Annotated in this window: 19 protein-coding genes; 9 read left to right on the top strand and 10 right to left on the bottom strand. The window is 56.8% G+C overall.

What is annotated here, in order from left to right; translation table 11 throughout:
- Positions 1 to 22 precede the first annotated feature (22 nt).
- The gene (locus tag MY069_RS08820; protein ID WP_482793409.1) at positions 23 to 901 is read left to right on the top strand and encodes a lysophospholipid acyltransferase family protein; all 879 of its coding nucleotides are present in this window, start codon (positions 23 to 25) and stop codon (positions 899 to 901) included.
- On the opposite strand, the gene MY069_RS08815 is transcribed toward MY069_RS08820, so the two are convergent.
- A complete protein-coding gene (locus MY069_RS08815; RefSeq protein WP_482793408.1) occupies positions 902 to 1,642 on the bottom strand; it encodes a hypothetical protein in 741 nt (246 codons plus the stop codon).
- 251 nt (positions 1,643 to 1,893) lie between these two features.
- Here MY069_RS08815 and MY069_RS08810 point away from each other — a divergent pair, with 251 nt between their 5' ends.
- Positions 1,894 to 3,192, top strand: a complete 1,299-nt coding sequence (locus MY069_RS08810) for an adenylosuccinate synthase (protein ID WP_482793407.1) — start codon at positions 1,894 to 1,896, stop codon at positions 3,190 to 3,192.
- 9 nt (positions 3,193 to 3,201) lie between these two features.
- On the opposite strand, the gene MY069_RS08805 is transcribed toward MY069_RS08810, so the two are convergent.
- Complete coding sequence (locus tag MY069_RS08805; protein WP_482793406.1) at positions 3,202 to 4,245, bottom strand: hypothetical protein; 1,044 nt, start codon at positions 4,243 to 4,245, stop codon at positions 3,202 to 3,204.
- A 160-nt stretch (positions 4,246 to 4,405) separates the two neighbouring features.
- A complete protein-coding gene (locus MY069_RS08800; RefSeq protein ID WP_482793405.1) occupies positions 4,406 to 5,188 on the bottom strand; it encodes a 3-hydroxybutyrate dehydrogenase in 783 nt (260 codons plus the stop codon).
- An 80-nt stretch (positions 5,189 to 5,268) separates the two neighbouring features.
- Here MY069_RS08800 and MY069_RS08795 point away from each other — a divergent pair, with 80 nt between their 5' ends.
- The 4 genes from MY069_RS08795 (at position 5,269) to MY069_RS08780 (ending at position 9,789) form a co-directional block, all read left to right on the top strand.
- Positions 5,269 to 5,700 carry a DUF350 domain-containing protein gene (locus MY069_RS08795; protein WP_482793404.1) on the top strand — a complete coding sequence of 144 codons (432 nt, stop codon included), beginning with the start codon at positions 5,269 to 5,271 and terminating at the stop codon, positions 5,698 to 5,700.
- 15 nt (positions 5,701 to 5,715) lie between these two features.
- Positions 5,716 to 6,540 (top strand): S1 family peptidase, encoded by an 825-nt coding sequence (locus tag MY069_RS08790; RefSeq protein ID WP_482793403.1) that lies wholly within the window; start codon positions 5,716 to 5,718, stop codon positions 6,538 to 6,540.
- Between the two features lie 3 nt (positions 6,541 to 6,543).
- Positions 6,544 to 7,404, top strand: a complete 861-nt coding sequence (gene pyrF, locus MY069_RS08785) for an orotidine-5'-phosphate decarboxylase (protein WP_482793402.1) — start codon at positions 6,544 to 6,546, stop codon at positions 7,402 to 7,404.
- 183 nt (positions 7,405 to 7,587) lie between these two features.
- Positions 7,588 to 9,789 (top strand): PQQ-dependent dehydrogenase, methanol/ethanol family, encoded by a 2,202-nt coding sequence (locus MY069_RS08780; RefSeq protein ID WP_482793401.1) that lies wholly within the window; start codon positions 7,588 to 7,590, stop codon positions 9,787 to 9,789.
- Between the two features lies 1 nt (position 9,790).
- Here MY069_RS08780 and MY069_RS08775 read toward each other — a convergent pair whose 3' ends face one another.
- Complete coding sequence (locus tag MY069_RS08775) at positions 9,791 to 10,156, bottom strand: MmcQ/YjbR family DNA-binding protein (RefSeq protein WP_482793400.1); 366 nt, start codon at positions 10,154 to 10,156, stop codon at positions 9,791 to 9,793.
- Between the two features lie 85 nt (positions 10,157 to 10,241).
- Between MY069_RS08775 and MY069_RS08770 the strand changes: the two genes are divergently transcribed.
- Positions 10,242 to 10,778: a hypothetical protein gene (locus tag MY069_RS08770; protein ID WP_482793399.1), complete on the top strand. Its 537-nt coding sequence runs from the start codon at positions 10,242 to 10,244 to the stop codon at positions 10,776 to 10,778.
- A gap of 22 nt (positions 10,779 to 10,800) precedes the next feature.
- Here the strand turns inward: MY069_RS08770 and MY069_RS08765 are convergent, their stop codons facing one another.
- From MY069_RS08765 to MY069_RS08740, 6 genes are all read right to left on the bottom strand, one after another.
- Positions 10,801 to 11,274: a CC0125/CC1285 family lipoprotein gene (locus MY069_RS08765; protein WP_482793398.1), complete on the bottom strand. Its 474-nt coding sequence runs from the start codon at positions 11,272 to 11,274 to the stop codon at positions 10,801 to 10,803.
- A gap of 300 nt (positions 11,275 to 11,574) precedes the next feature.
- Complete coding sequence (locus MY069_RS08760; protein WP_482793397.1) at positions 11,575 to 12,516, bottom strand: prephenate/arogenate dehydrogenase family protein; 942 nt, start codon at positions 12,514 to 12,516, stop codon at positions 11,575 to 11,577.
- Entirely contained in the window at positions 12,516 to 13,595 is a 1,080-nt protein-coding gene (gene hisC, locus MY069_RS08755) for a histidinol-phosphate transaminase (protein ID WP_482793396.1), read from the bottom strand. Before hisC ends, MY069_RS08760 begins: the two co-directional genes overlap by 1 nt.
- Before the next feature lie 51 nt (positions 13,596 to 13,646).
- Positions 13,647 to 14,612 (bottom strand): NAD(P)/FAD-dependent oxidoreductase, encoded by a 966-nt coding sequence (locus MY069_RS08750; protein ID WP_482793395.1) that lies wholly within the window; start codon positions 14,610 to 14,612, stop codon positions 13,647 to 13,649.
- A 79-nt stretch (positions 14,613 to 14,691) separates the two neighbouring features.
- The gene (locus MY069_RS08745) at positions 14,692 to 15,036 is read right to left on the bottom strand and encodes a P-II family nitrogen regulator (protein ID WP_482793394.1); all 345 of its coding nucleotides are present in this window, start codon (positions 15,034 to 15,036) and stop codon (positions 14,692 to 14,694) included.
- Positions 15,033 to 15,872, bottom strand: a complete 840-nt coding sequence (locus MY069_RS08740) for a class I SAM-dependent methyltransferase (protein WP_482793393.1) — start codon at positions 15,870 to 15,872, stop codon at positions 15,033 to 15,035. The genes MY069_RS08745 and MY069_RS08740 overlap by 4 nt, the downstream gene beginning before the upstream one ends.
- Positions 15,873 to 15,916: 44 nt before the next feature.
- On the opposite strand from MY069_RS08740, the gene gloB reads away from it, so the two are divergent.
- Together gloB and MY069_RS08730 are read left to right on the top strand one after the other, a co-directional pair.
- A complete protein-coding gene (gene gloB / locus MY069_RS08735) occupies positions 15,917 to 16,678 on the top strand; it encodes a hydroxyacylglutathione hydrolase (protein ID WP_482793392.1) in 762 nt (253 codons plus the stop codon).
- Positions 16,678 to 17,118 carry a cupin domain-containing protein gene (locus MY069_RS08730; RefSeq protein ID WP_482793391.1) on the top strand — a complete coding sequence of 147 codons (441 nt, stop codon included), beginning with the start codon at positions 16,678 to 16,680 and terminating at the stop codon, positions 17,116 to 17,118. The genes gloB and MY069_RS08730 overlap by 1 nt, the downstream gene beginning before the upstream one ends.
- The last annotated feature ends 3 nt before the right edge of the window (positions 17,119 to 17,121 follow it).

The raw sequence follows: 17,121 nt of genomic DNA, 5'->3' as shown, positions 1-17,121 counted from the left end.
AAAATCAGAGCAATTTCAAGGGATGGAAGAGGCCCCTCAGCTCTCTTATGCGCCCGATTTTGATCACCCGTTCAAACGCGGCATGGTCAGAACCATCGAGCGTCTTTCAGGTCAGCCCTATCTGCAAAAACTGTATGAGACCTATCGCGCGGATCTCACACATGAGCCGTTTTTTGCCGCAGCGATCAAACTGCTTGATCTTGATGTAGAGTTTAGTTCCAGACGCCTCGCCCAGATCCCCGCGACAGGGCCTTTGGTGGTCGTCGCCAATCATCCATTCGGTGTGTTGGACGGCCTCCTGATTTCATGGATCATCTCGCTGCGCCGAACTGATTTTAAAGTCCTCACCAATGCGATCTTGGATGGTGCGCCCGAAGCGCGAGACTGGCTTTTGCCGATTGATTTCGCCAACACGAAAGCAGCGCGAGCGACCAATATCGCCACGCGGGCTGAAAGTTTGGCCCGATTGAAGAATGGCGAGTGCATTATTGTCTTCCCAGCGGGCGGTGTCTCGACTTCACCAACGCCATTTAGCCGAAGCGCCGTCGACGACACGTGGAAGCCGTTTACCGCCAAACTGATCAGTCGCAGCGCCGCGCATGTCACACCAATTTTCTTTGAGGGCCAGAACTCACGCCTGTTTCAATGGGCCAGCCATATGTCGATTGAACTTCGACTCGCGCTCATTTTTCGCGAAGTGAAGAGGCGGGTTGGGACAGCGGTGCCGGTACATATCGGCGAAACGCTGACCCCAGATGTGCTCGCCCATGCAGGAAAGCGCCACGAGCTGATGAATTTTCTGCGCGATCAGACATATCAGATGGCGCCGTCCAAACAGCAGGCTTCAATTGCTCGCGCGCAAAAGCGGTTTGAAGCATCGAAGCCCGCCATTTTCCACTGATTAGGGGATATAGACGGTGTAGATCACCTCAGCTTCGACGTCGAACGTGCCGTCGCTGAGGTCGATATTTCCGGTGTTCCAACGATAGTCGAGATCGAAGCGAACCGATTGCTCGACAATGCTGCCGGGTGACTCGGCTGTGCGGCGATTGCCCCGGAAGATGTCATTGCCGCCGGTTAAAGTTGAGAGGCGACGATATCCGCCCCATTGCATCCCTGAAGCGGGCGAATTGCCCGAATGCGGAAGCTGCGCAGCGCCGCCAAATGACAGGCCATCATCAGTTCCAGACTCCGTCATCCGCATGCGCAGGCGGATGAGGTTGAGATCGGCAGGGTCTCCGGCCGAAGATGCGGTGACGTCGATGTTAAACGCTTTGTTTGTGGCGACATAGAAACTGCTCAATATGTCGCTGCGAATGGTGCGAACGTCTGTATCACTGTCGAGGCGGAACGGGTTCAGCACATCCGATGAGGAAGTGAAGCGATCGCCCTGCCTTGTCGTTTGATTGCCACTCCCCGGAATGTCTTGAATACGCAACGTGGCGCCGGTTCCGTCCGCAAAGGATAGGTCCAAGGCTTCGAGCGATCCAGTGACAACGGTGTGAACGTCGGTTCCGATCAGATCGGTGCTTACGCCATTATGCTCAACAATAAAGTCAGAAGCGATGGGCGTTGTGCCAGCTGAATCAGCCGCCCAAACGATCGCCATTCCGTCAATCCGGAAATGTGGTCTGTCGACCATATCAGTCATCGCAGGCTGTGCAGCCCACGCTACGGTTCCGGCACATATTACGCCCATGCGTAAGACGTCGCCGAATTTCTTTCGGTTCGTGTCCCTCATGAGGCTGGGATATCAGAGCTTTGTTCTGATCCAGATAAATGAATCGATGGAATTTTATCGAATTAACCAAGTGAATTGGCCAGTCGGGGCCTTGCCTTTTTAGGCCAAACGGGGTCAGTGGCGCGGGTCTATTTCTGACGGAGTTCTTCGACATGGCAGGAGTTGTGGTTGTCGGCGCCCAGTGGGGCGACGAGGGCAAGGGGAAAATTGTGGACTGGCTGTCCCATCGCGCGGACGTCGTGGCACGCTTTCAAGGCGGCCATAATGCCGGACACACATTGGTCATCGATGGGACGACCTATAAGCTGAACTTGCTCCCCTCGGGTGTGGTTCGGGGCGGCAAGCTTTCTGTGATCGGCAATGGCGTCGTCGTCGATCCATGGCAATTGCTCTTAGAGCTCGACAATATGGAAAAAGCCGGGATCACTTTGACCCCGGATGATCTATTGCTGGCCGAGACCGCCTGTTTGATCCTGCCTTGGCACCAAGATCTCGACGAGGCGCGCGAAGGCGCGGCCAGCGATAAAGCGAAAATTGGCACAACCAAGCGCGGGATCGGCCCGGCCTATGAAGACAAAGTCGGGCGCCGTGCCATTCGTGTCGCCGACCTTGCTGACGAGGCTGCGCTGGATCAAAAGCTCGACCGGCTGATGGCCCATCACACGCCATTGCGGGTTGGATTGGGGCTCGAAGCTCCGGATGCCGCGGCGCTTAAAGCAGAGCTTCTGAAGATCGCCCCGAAAATCTTGGCGTTTGCAGGGCCGGCCTGGAAAGTGCTTGGCGAGAGCCAGAAGCTTGGCCGCCGGATTCTGTTCGAGGGCGCGCAAGGGGTGATGCTCGATGTGGATCACGGCACATACCCCTTCGTGACCTCTTCAAATGTGGTGTCGGGGCAAGCTGCTGCCGGGACGGGTTTAGGCCCGCGCGCGGTCAGTTATGTGCTCGGGCTTGCAAAAGCCTATACGACACGGGTTGGAACGGGTCCTTTCCCGACCGAGCTGTTTGATGAGGTTGGCCAAGGCCTTGGCGAGCGAGGACATGAGTTCGGCACGGTTACCGGTCGCGCTCGCCGATGCGGCTGGTTCGACGCGGTTATGGTCCGCCAAGCCTGCGCCGTGTCTGGCGTGGATGGATTGGCACTCACCAAGCTCGATGTGCTGGATGGGATGGACGAGATCAAAGTCTGTACAGGCTATAAGCTCGGCGATGAGACGATGGACTATTTGCCGGCTACGGCGGCGGCGCAAGAAGCGGTCGAGCCGATTTATGAGACGATGCCAGGCTGGAGTGGATCGACCCGCGGGGCGCGATCGTGGAATGATCTGCCGGCAGAGGCGGTTAAATATGTACGCCGTCTCGAAGAATTGGTTGGCAAGCCATGCGCGCTGGTATCGACATCGCCTGAGCGCGAGGATGTCATCCTGATGCGCGACCCGTTCGAGCAGCGCTAAGTTCGTTTTTTAGAAGTTTGGCATTTGCCCGGTCGCGGCCCAAGGCATGCCGACGGCCAAGATCACACTAATGATGAGCCCAATCAGCGCGCGGCCCGCATCTGAGCTGACATCCACGAGGGCGGCACCGCGTTCTCGCAAGGCCGTGACAAAGGAAATCGCCATTTCGCGACCCGCGAGCAAGCCAAGGAAGACCCAAGTCGTGCTCATCGGCACATCGTTGAGTTCTTTGAAATAGAACAAGACGATCGCGTAAATCAGGTCGACAATCGTGGCCGCACGGATATCGGTTGTGTGGGTTTTCGACAGGACGATCTTTTGGATTTCACCGCCGCGGGTCTTGAATATATAGGCCATCATCGCGGCCATTAAGAGCGCGCCGCCAATGATAATCTCTGGCTTGAACACCATCATCGCGATTGAGCCATCGTCAGCATAGACCGGCTCGCGCGGCATGAAGACGAAAATATTGGCAAAGTCTTGTAACAGCCAAGTCCACCAGAGAAAGCCGGTCGTGCCCCATTGGAACACGGTCCACATCGGATGCAGGCGTTCGTCACCGTCTCGCGTACGCCCGACCCAGACTTCCCACATGCGGGATATGAGCAGCCACACGACAGCCCCGGCCGCGAACGCAACGACATAGCCGGTCAGCGATTTGATCAGCATGCTGCCCATAACGCCTTCGGTTGCCGAGCCGCCTGATAGGGCAAAAACGGTAAGCACCAGGAATGTCGTCGACACAGGAATGCCGTAACGGGTGAGGAATAAGAGCACGATGGGCGGCAGGGCGTGCCACCATTCAATGCCGCCTTCTGGATACGGAATTTTGTTCAGCTTCCCATCGGCGATGTCGCCGCCGCCATAGAAAAGTTGGAAAACGAGCGCCGCCACCATGATCCCAGCAGCGAACATCCAAAGGAGCCACCAAGGCCGGTGCGAGTTTGAGGCAAGGAATGTCCCGAGCGTTTGGATCGAGTCATTTGCGATGACGGCATAAGCGGCAAAGAAAAAACCGATCAGGGCGAAAATCTCATAACCAGCAAGTGACATGAAAGCTCCGAAGCTCGCTCGATTGACGCCCAATCGACTCGCTGGCTAACGGATTACAGAAGTGAGATCAATCATATGAACGGTCATTTCGTGATCCAATTACAGCTGGCTATGCAATAGGTTTTATCGATCAAAGGCAGGCGTTTCATCCGTAACCGGATTATTGTGCCACCCAGCCTCCGTCCATGCTCAATATGGCGCCATTGATACCGTCTCCACCGACAGAACATAGGAAAGTCGCGAAGGCGCCGATTTGTTCGGTTGTGACGAATTCTTTGGTCGGTTGGGCCGCAAGGAGGACATCGCGTTTGACTTCCTCTTCGGTAATGCCGCGTGCTTTTGCTGTATCGGCGACCTGGCCCTCCACCAGAGGCGTGTAGACATAGCCCGGGCAAATCGCATTGCAGCGCACACCATGCTCAGCCCCTTCCAAGGCGACCGTTTTCGTCAGGCCGGCAATCCCATGTTTGGCCGCGACATAAGCTGATTTATAAGGCGACGCGACCAGCGCATGCGCGGATGCGGTATTAATGATGCGCCCCCAGCCTTTCTCTTTCATCCCCGAGATCGCCATCCGGGTTGTATGAAATGCAGCGGATAAGTTGAGCGCAATGATCAAATCCCATCGCGATACGGGGAAGTCCTCAATTGGCGACACGTGCTGCACGCCAGCATTGTTGACGAGAATATCGGCGCCGCCAAAGTCCCGCGCGACATAGCCCATCATGCCTTCAATCGCATCTGGATCGGTCAAGTTGGCTCCGGAAAAGCCAGCCTTTACACCATAAGTGTCGGCGATTTCATCTTTCAGCGCCTCGGCTTCTGAGTCGGTGGCGAGGCCGCTGAGGACGATATCGGCGCCTTGCTCCGCGAGGGCTTTGGCGATTCCCAACCCAATTCCGCTGGTCGACCCGGTGACGAGCGCGGTCTTTCCCTTAAGCATTTTGCGTCCTTTCATCTTGAGTGCTGCACCGGCCTTGGTTAGAGCAATTAGAGATGGCTTAATAGGCGAGACTTTTACCCATGACGGCAACGTTTGAATCTTTTCGCCAAGGCTTCCCAGATTTTCTCTTAATGACGGGTACAGCAGGCATTTTGCTGCTGGTCGCGAGCACGATTTACATTCTGCTCACGCCTTGGAAAGAGCTGGCTTTGGTGCGCGGCGGAAATGGCGCAGCGGGCCTCGCACTCGCAGGCGCGATTGCGGGACTCGCCATCCCGATTGCTTCCTGCTTGGCATCGAGCCTGACTTTGGTCGACCTTCTCCTCTGGGGCACTGTTGCCTTGCTTCTGCAACTTTTGACCTACCGTATTATCGACATGATTTTGCGCGATATTCCCACTCGTATTCAAAATGACGAGGCCGGAGCCGCGATCGTGTTGATCGCCGCGAAAATTTCCGTCGCGCTGTTGCTCGCTGCCGGTCTTTGGGATCCGAATCTTGGACGCGTGTAAGAGGAGCGACTGATTGTGCTGAGACTGATCCCGGATTGGGTCATTTACGCGCTCGTCCTCGGCGTCGTCCTGTGGGCAATTTTTGATGGTGGCTCTGATGATGCGCCGCCGCCGCCGCCTGAAGCCATCAAGGAAGAAGGCGCGATGTTGCCGCCGCCCTCAGCCTTTGATGAGCGGGTCTTGGTTCAGGTGACAGCCCCAAAGAACGGCATCGGAACGGCTTTCGCGATCAATGGACAAGGCCAATGGCTAACCGCCCGGCATGTGGTTGACGGCTGCAATGATGTCTCGCTCTTGGTCGCGCCTGGCCAGTACGACCCCGCACGCAGCATCATCGTATCTGAGCAATTTGATCTCGCCCTGATCGAGACTGAAACCAGCCCCAACCCGGCGCCGATGAATACGCAGAATGATCTCACCATTGGCTCTTACGGGTTCCATGTCGGCTATCCGCAAGGCCGGCCTGGCGAGGCGGCTTCTCGGCTTTTGGCGCGGTCGAACCTGATTTCGCGCGGCCGCCGGTCAAGCAGCGAATCGGTTTTAGCTTGGGCGGAAACCGGCCGCACGCGGGGATTGATGGGCTCGCTCGGCGGCTTAAGCGGCGGCCCTGTCTATGATGAAGACGGCAATGTGCGCGGCGTGATCGTTGCCGAAAGCGCACGTCGGGGACGGATTTACACGGCCGCACCAGAAGCCGTTGCGGCGTTCATTCAAGCCACGGGCGCCCAGACACTGGGAGAGCCTGCACGGGAATTTTCTGCATCGACCTATGGCCATGAGGCCGATCATGCGCGCCGCAATTTGCAGGTGGTCAAAGTCGCTTGCAGCGTAGATGAGTAGACCATGACATTCGCTGATCGTTTTGTTGCTGCCGCGAAAGCGCATGGCCCGCTTTGCGTTGGGATTGACCCTCATGCGGGCCGAATCCCTGACTTATTTGGCGGAGATACGCCTGAAGGCCTCGAGAAATGGGGCATCGCACTGGTTAAGGTCGCTGCAGGCCGGACCGGTATCATTAAGCCGCAAGTGGCGCTGTTTGAACGTCATGGCTGGCAAGGAATGCGCGCTTTAGCGCGCGTTTGCGACGCGGCGAAGGAAGCTGGCCTTTTGGTGCTCGCGGATGCCAAACGCGGCGATATCGGCTCGACAGCGGAAGGGTATGCCGCCGCCTATCTCGCGAAAGACGCGCCATTTGCCTGTGATGCGCTGACCGTGAACCCGTATATGGGCCTTGATACAATTGAACCGCACGTGCGCGTGGCCGAGGCCTCAGGAAAAGGCGTCATCGTCCTCGCGCGGACTAGCAATCCTGGAAATGCAGACTATCAGGCGCGAGATCTTGAAGGCGCGCCGCTTTATGCGCGCGTGGTTGAAAACCTAGCGCCAATGATTGAACGCTTACAGGGTGAGAGCGGGTGGTCGGGCCTGATGTTGGTGACCGGCGCGACGGGGCCAGATGAAGCGCGCAAACTCCGCGCGCTCGCGCCTAGAGCTTTGTTTCTCGTCCCGGGCTATGGCGCTCAAGGCGCTGGCGCATCCGAGGCGGTGGTTAGTTTTGTGTCTGGTGAAGGCGGCTGCGTGAATGCGTCGAGATCGGTGTCGTTTCCAAGCGGGTCTGAAACCGCTGGCTCGATCAGCGAATGGGAATCTCTGATTGCCGCGGCGATTGAGGCAGCTCAATCGGATCTGAAAGCCGCGCTCTAAGCGTTTAGCCTTTGACCAAGGCGGTCGGCCAGGGACGGCTGAAAATCAAAAATGTGACCACGTTTTTTGTCAGTTTCGACACTTGCCGCTGGGTCGTGTCTCGACTGGACGTCGATCTCGTCTAGTGTAAGAACCCTAAAACGGCGCGTCAGACGCCCAGAGTGAGGAAACGAGGAAGCGTTCATGAAACCGCTAAACATTGCGGCCGGTTTGGCTGCGTCTTTATTTGTGCTGACCGCCTGTTCAGGCGAACAGAGCCCAGCGTCCGATGCCAGCGATACTGCGGCAACCGCCGAAACTTCGACAGAAGAGGCGGTTTTTGCAGACGTCTCAGACGACCGATTAAACAATGCGGCAGCGACGCCGGCTGAATGGCTCGGCTATGGATTTGATCGGGAAGAAACCCGGCATTCGCCGCTCACCGGCATCAGCAAGGAAAATGTCGCTGATCTCGGTGTGGCCTGGACCTATGATCTCGCCACCTCGCGCGGCGTGGAATCGACCCCGATTGTGATTGACGGCGTGATGTATGTGACCTCGGCTTGGTCTATCGTGTACGCTTTGGATGCAAAAACCGGCGAAGAACTTTGGGTCTATGATCCCGATGTTGACCGAGCCGTGGGTGTGAACGCCTGTTGTGACGTCGTCAATCGCGGCGTCGCCGTCTATGAAGGCAAGCTATACCTTGGCGTGATTGATGGCCGCGTCGAAGCGCTCGACGCGAAAACGGGCGAGCGGATCTGGTCGAAAGTCACCGTGGATCAGTCCAAACCTTATACGATTACCGGCGCGCCTCGCGTGGTCGATGGCAAAGTCCTGATCGGAAATGGCGGCGCAGAGCTTGGGGTGCGCGGCTACCTTAACGCCTTAGATGCGGAAACCGGCGAACTGATTTGGCGTTTCTATACCGTTCCGAGCGCTGACAAACAGCCAGATGGCGCGGCCTCTGACAGTGCTTTTGAGACGATCGGAAATGTCTCTTGGGGCGATACGGGGGCTTGGACCACCGATGGCGGCGGCGGCACCGTCTGGGACTCTATTATCTACGATGAAGAGAATGACACCGTGATCTTTGGCGTCGGCAATGGCTCGCCTTGGAATCAAACGCTTCGCGACCCGTCGGGTCTCGACAATCTCTTCCTCTCGTCCATCGTGGCCGTCGACGCTGATAGCGGCGAATATAAGTGGCACTTCCAGACCACGCCGGGCGATAATTGGGATTACACGGCAACCCAAACGCTAATCATTGCCACTTTGCCTTTGGGCGCGAATGGCGCTGATCGGCGGGTTGTGATGCAAGCCCCGAAGAATGGCTTCTTCTACGTTCTCGATGCGACGACGGGTGAGTTCATCTCTGGCAATAATTACGTGCCGATGAATTGGGCCACCGGGCTGACTGAGGATGGTCGCCCGATTGAGGTGCCAGACGCGCGCTATTCTGAAATCCCATACTTGCAGACCCCTGGCCCGCTTGGCGGGCACAATTGGCATCCAATGGCATTCAATCCGGATGTTGGCCTGGCTTATATTCCGGCTCAGGAAATTCCGCAGGCCTATGCTACGGATCTGCGCTTCCAAGACAATTCTTCGAAGTGGAATACGGGCGCAGATTTCGCCGCTGGCGTGCCGCAAGTCCTTCCGGGTGAAGTTGCCAAATTCCTACGCTCGGGCCTGAAAGGCCGTCTGATTGCTTGGGATCCGGTTGCGCAAGAAGCGCGTTGGACAGTTGAGCATGACGGTCCGTGGAATGGCGGCGTGCTTTCAACCGCAGGCGGGGTCGTCTTCCAAGGTAAATTGAACGGCGAGTTCGCGGCTTATGATGCTGCGACCGGCGAAGAGCTTTGGGTTCAAGATGTGAAGTCCGGTGCGGCCTCAGGTCCTGGCACATTCGAAATTGATGGCGAACAATATGTGACCATTACGACCGGATGGGGCTCGGCTTATCTGCTTGCAACTGGCGCGCTCGCTGCGCCCGATGCAGTGCCGCCTTCAGTTGGTAAAGTCGTCACCTTTAAGCTCGGTGGCACCGGCGCCATCGCAGATCTCGACGTGGCCATGGTCGAGGCGACGCCGAAAGCGGAGCAGTTTGGCACTGAAGGCCAACTCGCAGAAGGTCTGATCCATTATGCACGTAATTGTACGGTCTGCCACGGGCCGTTCGCGGCAAGCTCAGGCGTTCTTCCAGACCTGCGTTGGTCGGCTTACACAATGAATGCAGAGTCCTGGAAAGGCGTCCTCATTGACGGCAATTTGCAGTCCATCGGCATGGTTTCATTTGCAGATGTATTGTCAGAAGACGAGGTCGAAGCGATCCGCGCCTATGTCGTACAACAAGCGCACAATGCTGAAGGCCTAGCCGCTGACGCAGGTGGCGGGAGCCAATAAACTAGGCGACGAAAAGACCCAGTTCTTTTTGCTTCTTTTTAGACAAGCCATCGGCGACCAGCCGGTGGCTTGTTTCTATATAGGCCTTGAGATCTTCATCCTTCAGGCCGGGCGCTGCATAATGCTGGATCCATTTCATCCCGCGCGAGGCAAGATAGGGCGCGGGGCGTAGACCTGGCTGCTCACTTAAGATCTCGAACGAGAGTGGTGTGACTTTAAACGTCACAGCAAAGACATCTTCATCGCCCCATCCGGCCACGGCGAAGACTTTGCCGCCAACCTTCCAGACATGACTGCCGCCCCATTGCACAACCCGGCTTGTTGCCGGAAGCGCCATACAAAAGTCATTGTATTCATCCAAAGTCATGCCAAGATCATGACAGAGCCAATAGTTGACTTCAATCCATGTTGGATTGCGGTTACGATAGCTTAATATTGAACGGGCGGCATTGATGCAGTTTCTTGCGATCCTTATCGGATTTTTTGGGTTCATAGCGGTGTGGTACTGGCGCATAAAAGCGCTGCAGGAAGTCGCCAAGGATGGCCGCAAGGTCGCTGAAACTGTTGCTAACCTGCCGCGTAAAATGCGTTTCAAGAATAAAACGGGCAAAGGCGGTTTGGCGGTGGTCGATGATCCGCGCGAAGCCGCAACCATCTTAATGCTAGAGATCGCGCAAGCCCGCGGGACGCTGACCGAGCGCCAGGAGGCTGCGATCCGCGGTGAGGTGATGCATCATTTCGAGTTCGATGAGGCTGATGCGAATGCGCTGATTGGCCAAGCAGGTTGGCTGTCTCGGAATGGCGGTGCAAGCCATGTGGTGATGTCCAAGATGACCGATTTTGTGCGCCAATCACCTGGCATGACCGCGAAAGAGCTGGTCGATCTTGATGGCATGCTGGTGGCGATATCAGAAGCTGAAGGTGACCCGACCGACAGCCAATTAGACCTGCTGACCATCTATCGCGACAAAACAGGCCTGCGCGTTTAGCTTTCCAGAGGCTCCCGGCGGCTTAAGCGCCGCCTAGATTGGCTAAGACATCAGATGCGTCATAAGCGTCCGGATTGTCTGGTTTAGCGCCGCTGACGGTGACGATTTCCATCACATGTTCGACCGAGCTCGATCCGCCGCCGAGCGGGAGCGCAATCCCGACACCGACTCCGACACTGCTGCGGCCGCTTGAGCCGCCAGATCCGCCAATCGAGACAGACGATCCGCCGCCAGAGAGTTCGCCCGTGTCGCTATAGGCGGTGACGATTTGGAACCAGTCATCTCCGCGCTCTAGTGTGAGCTCGGCCGCGCGCCTTAAGGCTCTACTTCGTGCCAGTTCTATACTGGTGTCCGTGTAGGTGATGCGAAAACGGTTATTCTCGATCGGTAAGACAGAATAGCCAGCGCCGCCATCGCGGGTGGCCGGTCCGTATGGCGATTGTGTCGCGCAGGCGCCGACCAATGCCAAAGCTGAAATCGCAGCCCATTTCATCATAAGCTCGTCCTCCTCTCCCGATCTGAGACGCGTGCATTTCAGCACGTCCAAATGAACCTGAACAGAACACAACTCAAAATGAACGGTCGCTAACACATTACAACGCGTTCATTCATCTTGCTTCCTGTAATGCTTATTACAGGACGGGGACAGGTGAGGTGATCGAGTATCGCTAAGATCCGCAGGCGTCCGACCGCGAGAGTTGATGTGCACGTCCGTAGGCGCACGATGCTCAGCGCGAAGGGGTCGCTTAATTGCGGCTTAGGAACGGGCGGCGTTTTAAAGGGGAGCGGCGCCCGTTCACTCTTCTTGGTCAAGATCGATGTGGCGGCGCCCAAAATCGGCTTCCGCCGTATCTAGACCGGCATCAATAATCGCTTTTCGAATCCCGCGGGCGCGAGAGAATTCCTTCATCAACATGTCGCCATCACCCCAACGAATGGCGCGTTGCAGGGCAGCAAGGTCCTCGCTGAACCGGCCCAAGGTTTCGAGCACAGCATCCTTATTGGTGAGAAACACGTCGCGCCACATGGTTGGATCTGATGCGGCGATCCGCGTAAAGTCGCGGAAGCCGCCCGCAGAATATTTGACCACTTCGCCTTGCTCGACGCTTTCCATATCATAGGCGGTCGAAACGATATTGTAAGCAATCAAGTGCGGCAGGTGCGATGTGATGGCGAGCACGCGATCGTGTCGATCCACGCCCATGGTTTCAACTTTCGCTCCAAGCCGTTGCCAAAACGCGGTCAGCCGAGCCACGGCTGCATTGTATTCGGTGGATGCGTTCTTTCGCGGCGTTAGGATGTGCCACGTCTCTTGGAATAGGCTTGCAAAGCCTGCTTCCGGACCAGATTTCTCAGTCCCTGCAATCGGGTGTCCAGGGATAAGATGGACACCTTCGGGGCACGCCTCTGCCATGTCGGCCGCGGCTTTCGCTTTTACCGAGCCGACATCGGTCAAGATCGCTCCGACCGACAAGTGACTAGCGACCTGCGCCGTGACTTCTTTTAAAACACCAACGGGCGTGCACAGGATGACGCAATCGGCATTCATGACCGCGCCTTCGGCTGTGTCAAAGACCTCGCCCGGAACAACGCGTTTCGCGCGGGTGCGCACGTCCTCTGAACTGTCCCACAAGGAGATGTGTTCAGCGCCGCCATAAGCGTTCACAGCATGCGCGATCGATGACCCCAAGAGGCCAATCCCGATAATGGCGACGCGTTTAAACTCAGGATCGGCCATTAGCTTTTCGAGAATTTCTCAATCGCGGCGATCAAATCATCATTCTGCTCAACCGTGCCGATTGAGGCACGAAGGCAGGTCGGCAATCCGTAAACATTCACGTCGCGAATCACGATCCCTTCGCCGCGTAAAAACGCGTCGGCTTCGGCACTGGTTCGGCCAGCGTCCTCAGGAAACTCGATCAACACAAAATTTCCGACGCTGGGGAAGGTTTTGAACCCGGCCTTTTCAACCGCGGATTTCACCCGAACCAGCTCAGCCTCATTATGCTCGACCGATTTGGCCATGAACGTGTCGTCGTTCAAAGCCGCTATGCCGGCCGCTTGCGAAACTGCGCTGACATTGAACGGACCGCGTGTGCGGTTCAGAGCATCCGCGACGCTTTCTGGCCCATAGGCCCAGCCGAGGCGCAACGCCGCCAGGCCGTGAATCTTGGAAAATGTCCGGGTGACCAGCACATTCGGCATTTCTCCAGCCAGTTCCATTCCGGCGCTATAGTCGTTCTTTCGGACATATTCGGCATACGCGCCATCCAGAACCAGCAAGACATTTTCCGGCAAGGCGGCGTGCAGGCGCTTCACTTCGGAATAAGGAATATAACTGCCGGTTGGATTGTTCGGATTGGCGAGGAAGACAATTTTGGTGTTCGCATCGACCTGTTCGAGCATTGCGTCGACATTGGTCGTCAGGTCAATCTCAGGCGCGCTCCGGGTTTCGGCACCAGCTTGTTGAGCGATCAGGCGATAGACCAAGAAGCCGTGTTGGCTTTGCACGATATTGTCGCCGGGCCGAAGATAAGCACGACCGAGCAGCTGAAAGATTTCATCCGAGCCAGCACCGCAAACAATCCGGTCAGGCTCGATGCCGTATTTGGCGCCAATCGCTTCGCGCAATGCGCTCGCCGCTCCGTCAGGATAAAGTTCCATATGTTTGGCAGCTTCGATCACGGCCGCTTGCGCCGCCGGGCTGCAGCCAAGCGGGTTCTCATTGGAGGAAAGCTTATGCGCGCCAACCAGTTTTTGGCCGCCTTTACAGGGCGTGATTTCCAGGATATTCGGCAGCGCTTTAGGGCCGGTCATCATTGGTCTCCATCATTGAGCTAGCTGACCTGCCGGGAACAGGCGCGAAAATCAAGTGCCTGAAAGGGTGTCAAACTCATCTGCAAGCTCTGATGCGCTTAAAAAAGCCGCTTCGACTTTGCCGCCGAGACACCAATCGCCGCAGGCGGCGAGTTGCAATTCCGAGTCCAGTAAAAACGGCGCGTCCGTTGACTTTCTTGTCGCGGCATAGCGCCAGCGATGCATGGCTTGGTGGGGCGCAATGGAAAGATCTGTGCCCGCGAGCGAAGACGCAGCCTCTAAAAGCGTTGCGCGGATTTGATCTGGATCAGATTCCAAATGCGCCTCCGCCCATTCATTGTCGGATTGGATCAAGAGCGAACAAGGCGTCGGTCGGCCTGGCTTATCGGAATTGATCGCCATCCAGCCAATCGGCGGCGTGCCAGATTTCAGCGCCGTCCAGGCTAAATCCAGCGGGGATTCGAACCCGAGCATGAGCGCGAAACAGCCCATCATCTCTGCTTTTTGAAGCTCTGACTGACCGGTGAAATTCTTGGGCAACAAAGCTGCACTTTGAGCGCTGGGCGCGGTTGAGACGACCCAATCAAACGGACCAATCTTGGCGCCGTTTAAATCGATCAGAGACCAACCGTCTGGCCCGCGCTTGAGGCGCTCTACGTGAACTTGAGTTTGGAGCGACAGGTCTTCTGCGAGCTTTTTGCAAAGCGCGTTCATCCCTGGGGCTGCAACCCATTTCTCTTTGCTCGAGAGGCGCGCGCCACCAACCAGCTCGACCGTTTCCGGCCATGGTGCGATCGATCCTGTCTCGCGAAACGGCTGCAAGAAGGCTCGGAACCGGTCTGTTTCAGCGGTAAAATATTGAGCGCCGTGATCAAACGCGTATGGATCAGCTCTGCGCGTCGACATCCGGCCGCCAGGACCGCGCGCTTTTTCAAACACGGACACATCGTGGCGCGCCGCTAGTCGGCTGGCGAGGGTTAAACCCGCCAAGCCTGCCCCAATGATTGCGACTTTCATACCTCGCCTCTTATCAATCGAAGTCACGACTTAAGCCATGACCCCGCGATTACGAGGAAATAATTGTCTGAGATCGAGTTTAGTTGCCGATCGCTTGTTCGTTGCGCTCGCCTGTCCTAATTCGAACGATGGTTTCGAGATCAGCCACGAACACTTTCCCATCGCCAATTGTGCCTGTATTGGCGGCATTGGTAATCGCTTCGACGACGCGTTCGGTTTGTGAAGCAGCGCAGGCCACTTCGACCTTCACCTTTGGCAACAACCGGACTTCATACTCGGCGCCGCGATAAACTTCGGTTTTGCCCTGCTGGCGGCCATAGCCGCGAACTTCTGAGACTGTGAGGCCAGACACATCCGCCTCACCCAGCGCGTCAATCACAGCATCCAGACGGCTTGGTTTGAAAATAGCTGTTACGAGTTTCATGTTGGCCCGCCTCCGATTGCAGAATTTGTTGTACTGGTACTGGCTTGAGATGTGACGTCAATTCTAAGGTTTTCGCCATCGTCAGCGCGGATGCGCCCTGCTAGTTTTCTAGGCATGACAGGCTTGGGTTTGCTCGCCTTTACAGCTTTTGTGACCGGTGCCGCCGCGCTTCCACTTGGTTTTGAATAAAGGCGTTTGACCGCCTCCACCAAAACAATGCCGCCGAGACCCGGCAAAGCGAGCTCGCCCGCGCGCTCCCAAGATTTCGAAGCGGCGGTGATCAAGCGCCAATCAAGCGGCGGCATGTGGACTGCGGTTGTCGAGGCGGTGACTTGGAACAGACTGTCATTCAGAAACCGCACCAATTGCCCGCGCGTCCACGGCCGACCATGCCCGAACGGTTTGCTATCTACCAATGACCATAAGCTGCGGCGATTGGTAACGGCCACCACGATCCGTCCTTCGGGCGCTAGAACGCGCCAAGCTTCACGCAATAATTGTCTTGGGCTGTCAGCTTCTTCCAAAGCATGCAGCAAGAAAACCCGATCAAATAGACCTTCTGGAAAAGGCAATCTGTGTTCCGGTGCAACGCATAAGGTCTGGCCGCGCTCAATCGATAATCGAACCTCGCCAATCTCCTCTGGAACCGCCCCGAGACAACATGCAGCTTCCGCCTGCCAAAGCGGCAAAAGCGGGCTAGGAAATCCTATCCCGAGCACCCGTTGACCGTCGCAATTGCCCCAAAGATCCGTCATTCGTTCTGACATCAAACGCGCGGCGCATTGCCCAAGACGGGTTGCGTAAAAGGCTTCTAGGGTTGCCGCGGGCTGGCGCATATGGCTCTAGTCTTTTCAATTGTTTCTACCCAGGAGATGGGATCATGCTGACCATACATCAATTCCCCTGCTTAAGTGATAATTATGGCTATCTCGCTCACGACCCGGTTTCTGGGGAAACCGCAGCGATTGATACGCCAGATGCTGACAAGTATTTGGAGGAGGCAGCGGCCCAAGGCTGGACCATCACTGCGATCTGGAACACCCATTGGCATCCGGACCATGCCGGCGGCAATCTCAAAATCAAAGAGGCCACGGGCTGCACAATCATTGGTCCAAAAGGCGAAGCTGAGAAAATCCCGGGCATTGATCGCCCGGTTGGCGGCGGCGATACGGTCGCGCTAGGCGCCATGACTGCGAAGATCATTGATGTTCCGGGCCACACGCTTGGCCATATTGCGTTTCATATGCCGGATCAGAAGACAGCCTTTGTCGGCGATGCAGTCTTCGCGCTTGGCTGTGGCCGGGTGTTTGAAGGTGATATGCCGATGATGTGGAACTCGATGATGGCGATCAAAGCCCTGCCGCCTGAAACCACGCTCTATTGCGCGCATGAATATACCCAAGCCAATGCCCGTTTTGCTGAAACGATCGAAACCGGCAATGCCGCGCTAAAGTCCTACATCGCCGAGATTGATGATAAGCGAAGCCGTGGGGAGCGGACGGTGCCAATTCAGCTCTCGCGCGAGCTAGACACCAATCCTTTCCTCCGCGCTGACGTGCCAGAATTGCAAGCCGCGATGGGTCATCCTGGGGATGCCGCTGCGACCTTTGGCGAGATTCGTGGGCGGAAGGATCGGTTCTAGTGGTCGCTCTGTCGGGGGACTTTGGCGCTAGTGAAATTATTCGCCTGCTCGGCATGAAAGCCCATCCCGAAGGCGGACATTATGCCGAAACCTATCGCAGCCCCGGCGACGAGCGCGCAAGCTCAACTGCAATCTATTATCTCTTGCAAGCTGATGAAGTATCGGCCTGGCACCGCGTCGATGCTGAAGAGCATTGGCTGTGGCACGCTGGCGGGCCGCTTGCGCTGACCCTGTCGCCGCCGGACGGCACAGGGTCAGCGGCGCATGTGCTGGGGCCTGATCTCCGCGCCGGACAGCGGCCGCAGCTCACCGTGCCCGCCAATCATTGGCAAACCGCAGAGAGCCTTGGCGCGTGGACACTGGTCTCGTGCGTGGTGGCGCCGGGCTTTGAATTTTCAGGATTTGAACTCGCGCCGGAACACTGGCGTCCTGACGTCTAGGGG

The sequence above is a fragment of the Hyphomonas sp. ske169 genome, from assembly GCF_056850855.1.
Note: the sequence above shows the minus strand (reverse complement) of the source record. Positions and strands in the feature narration are given on the sequence as shown.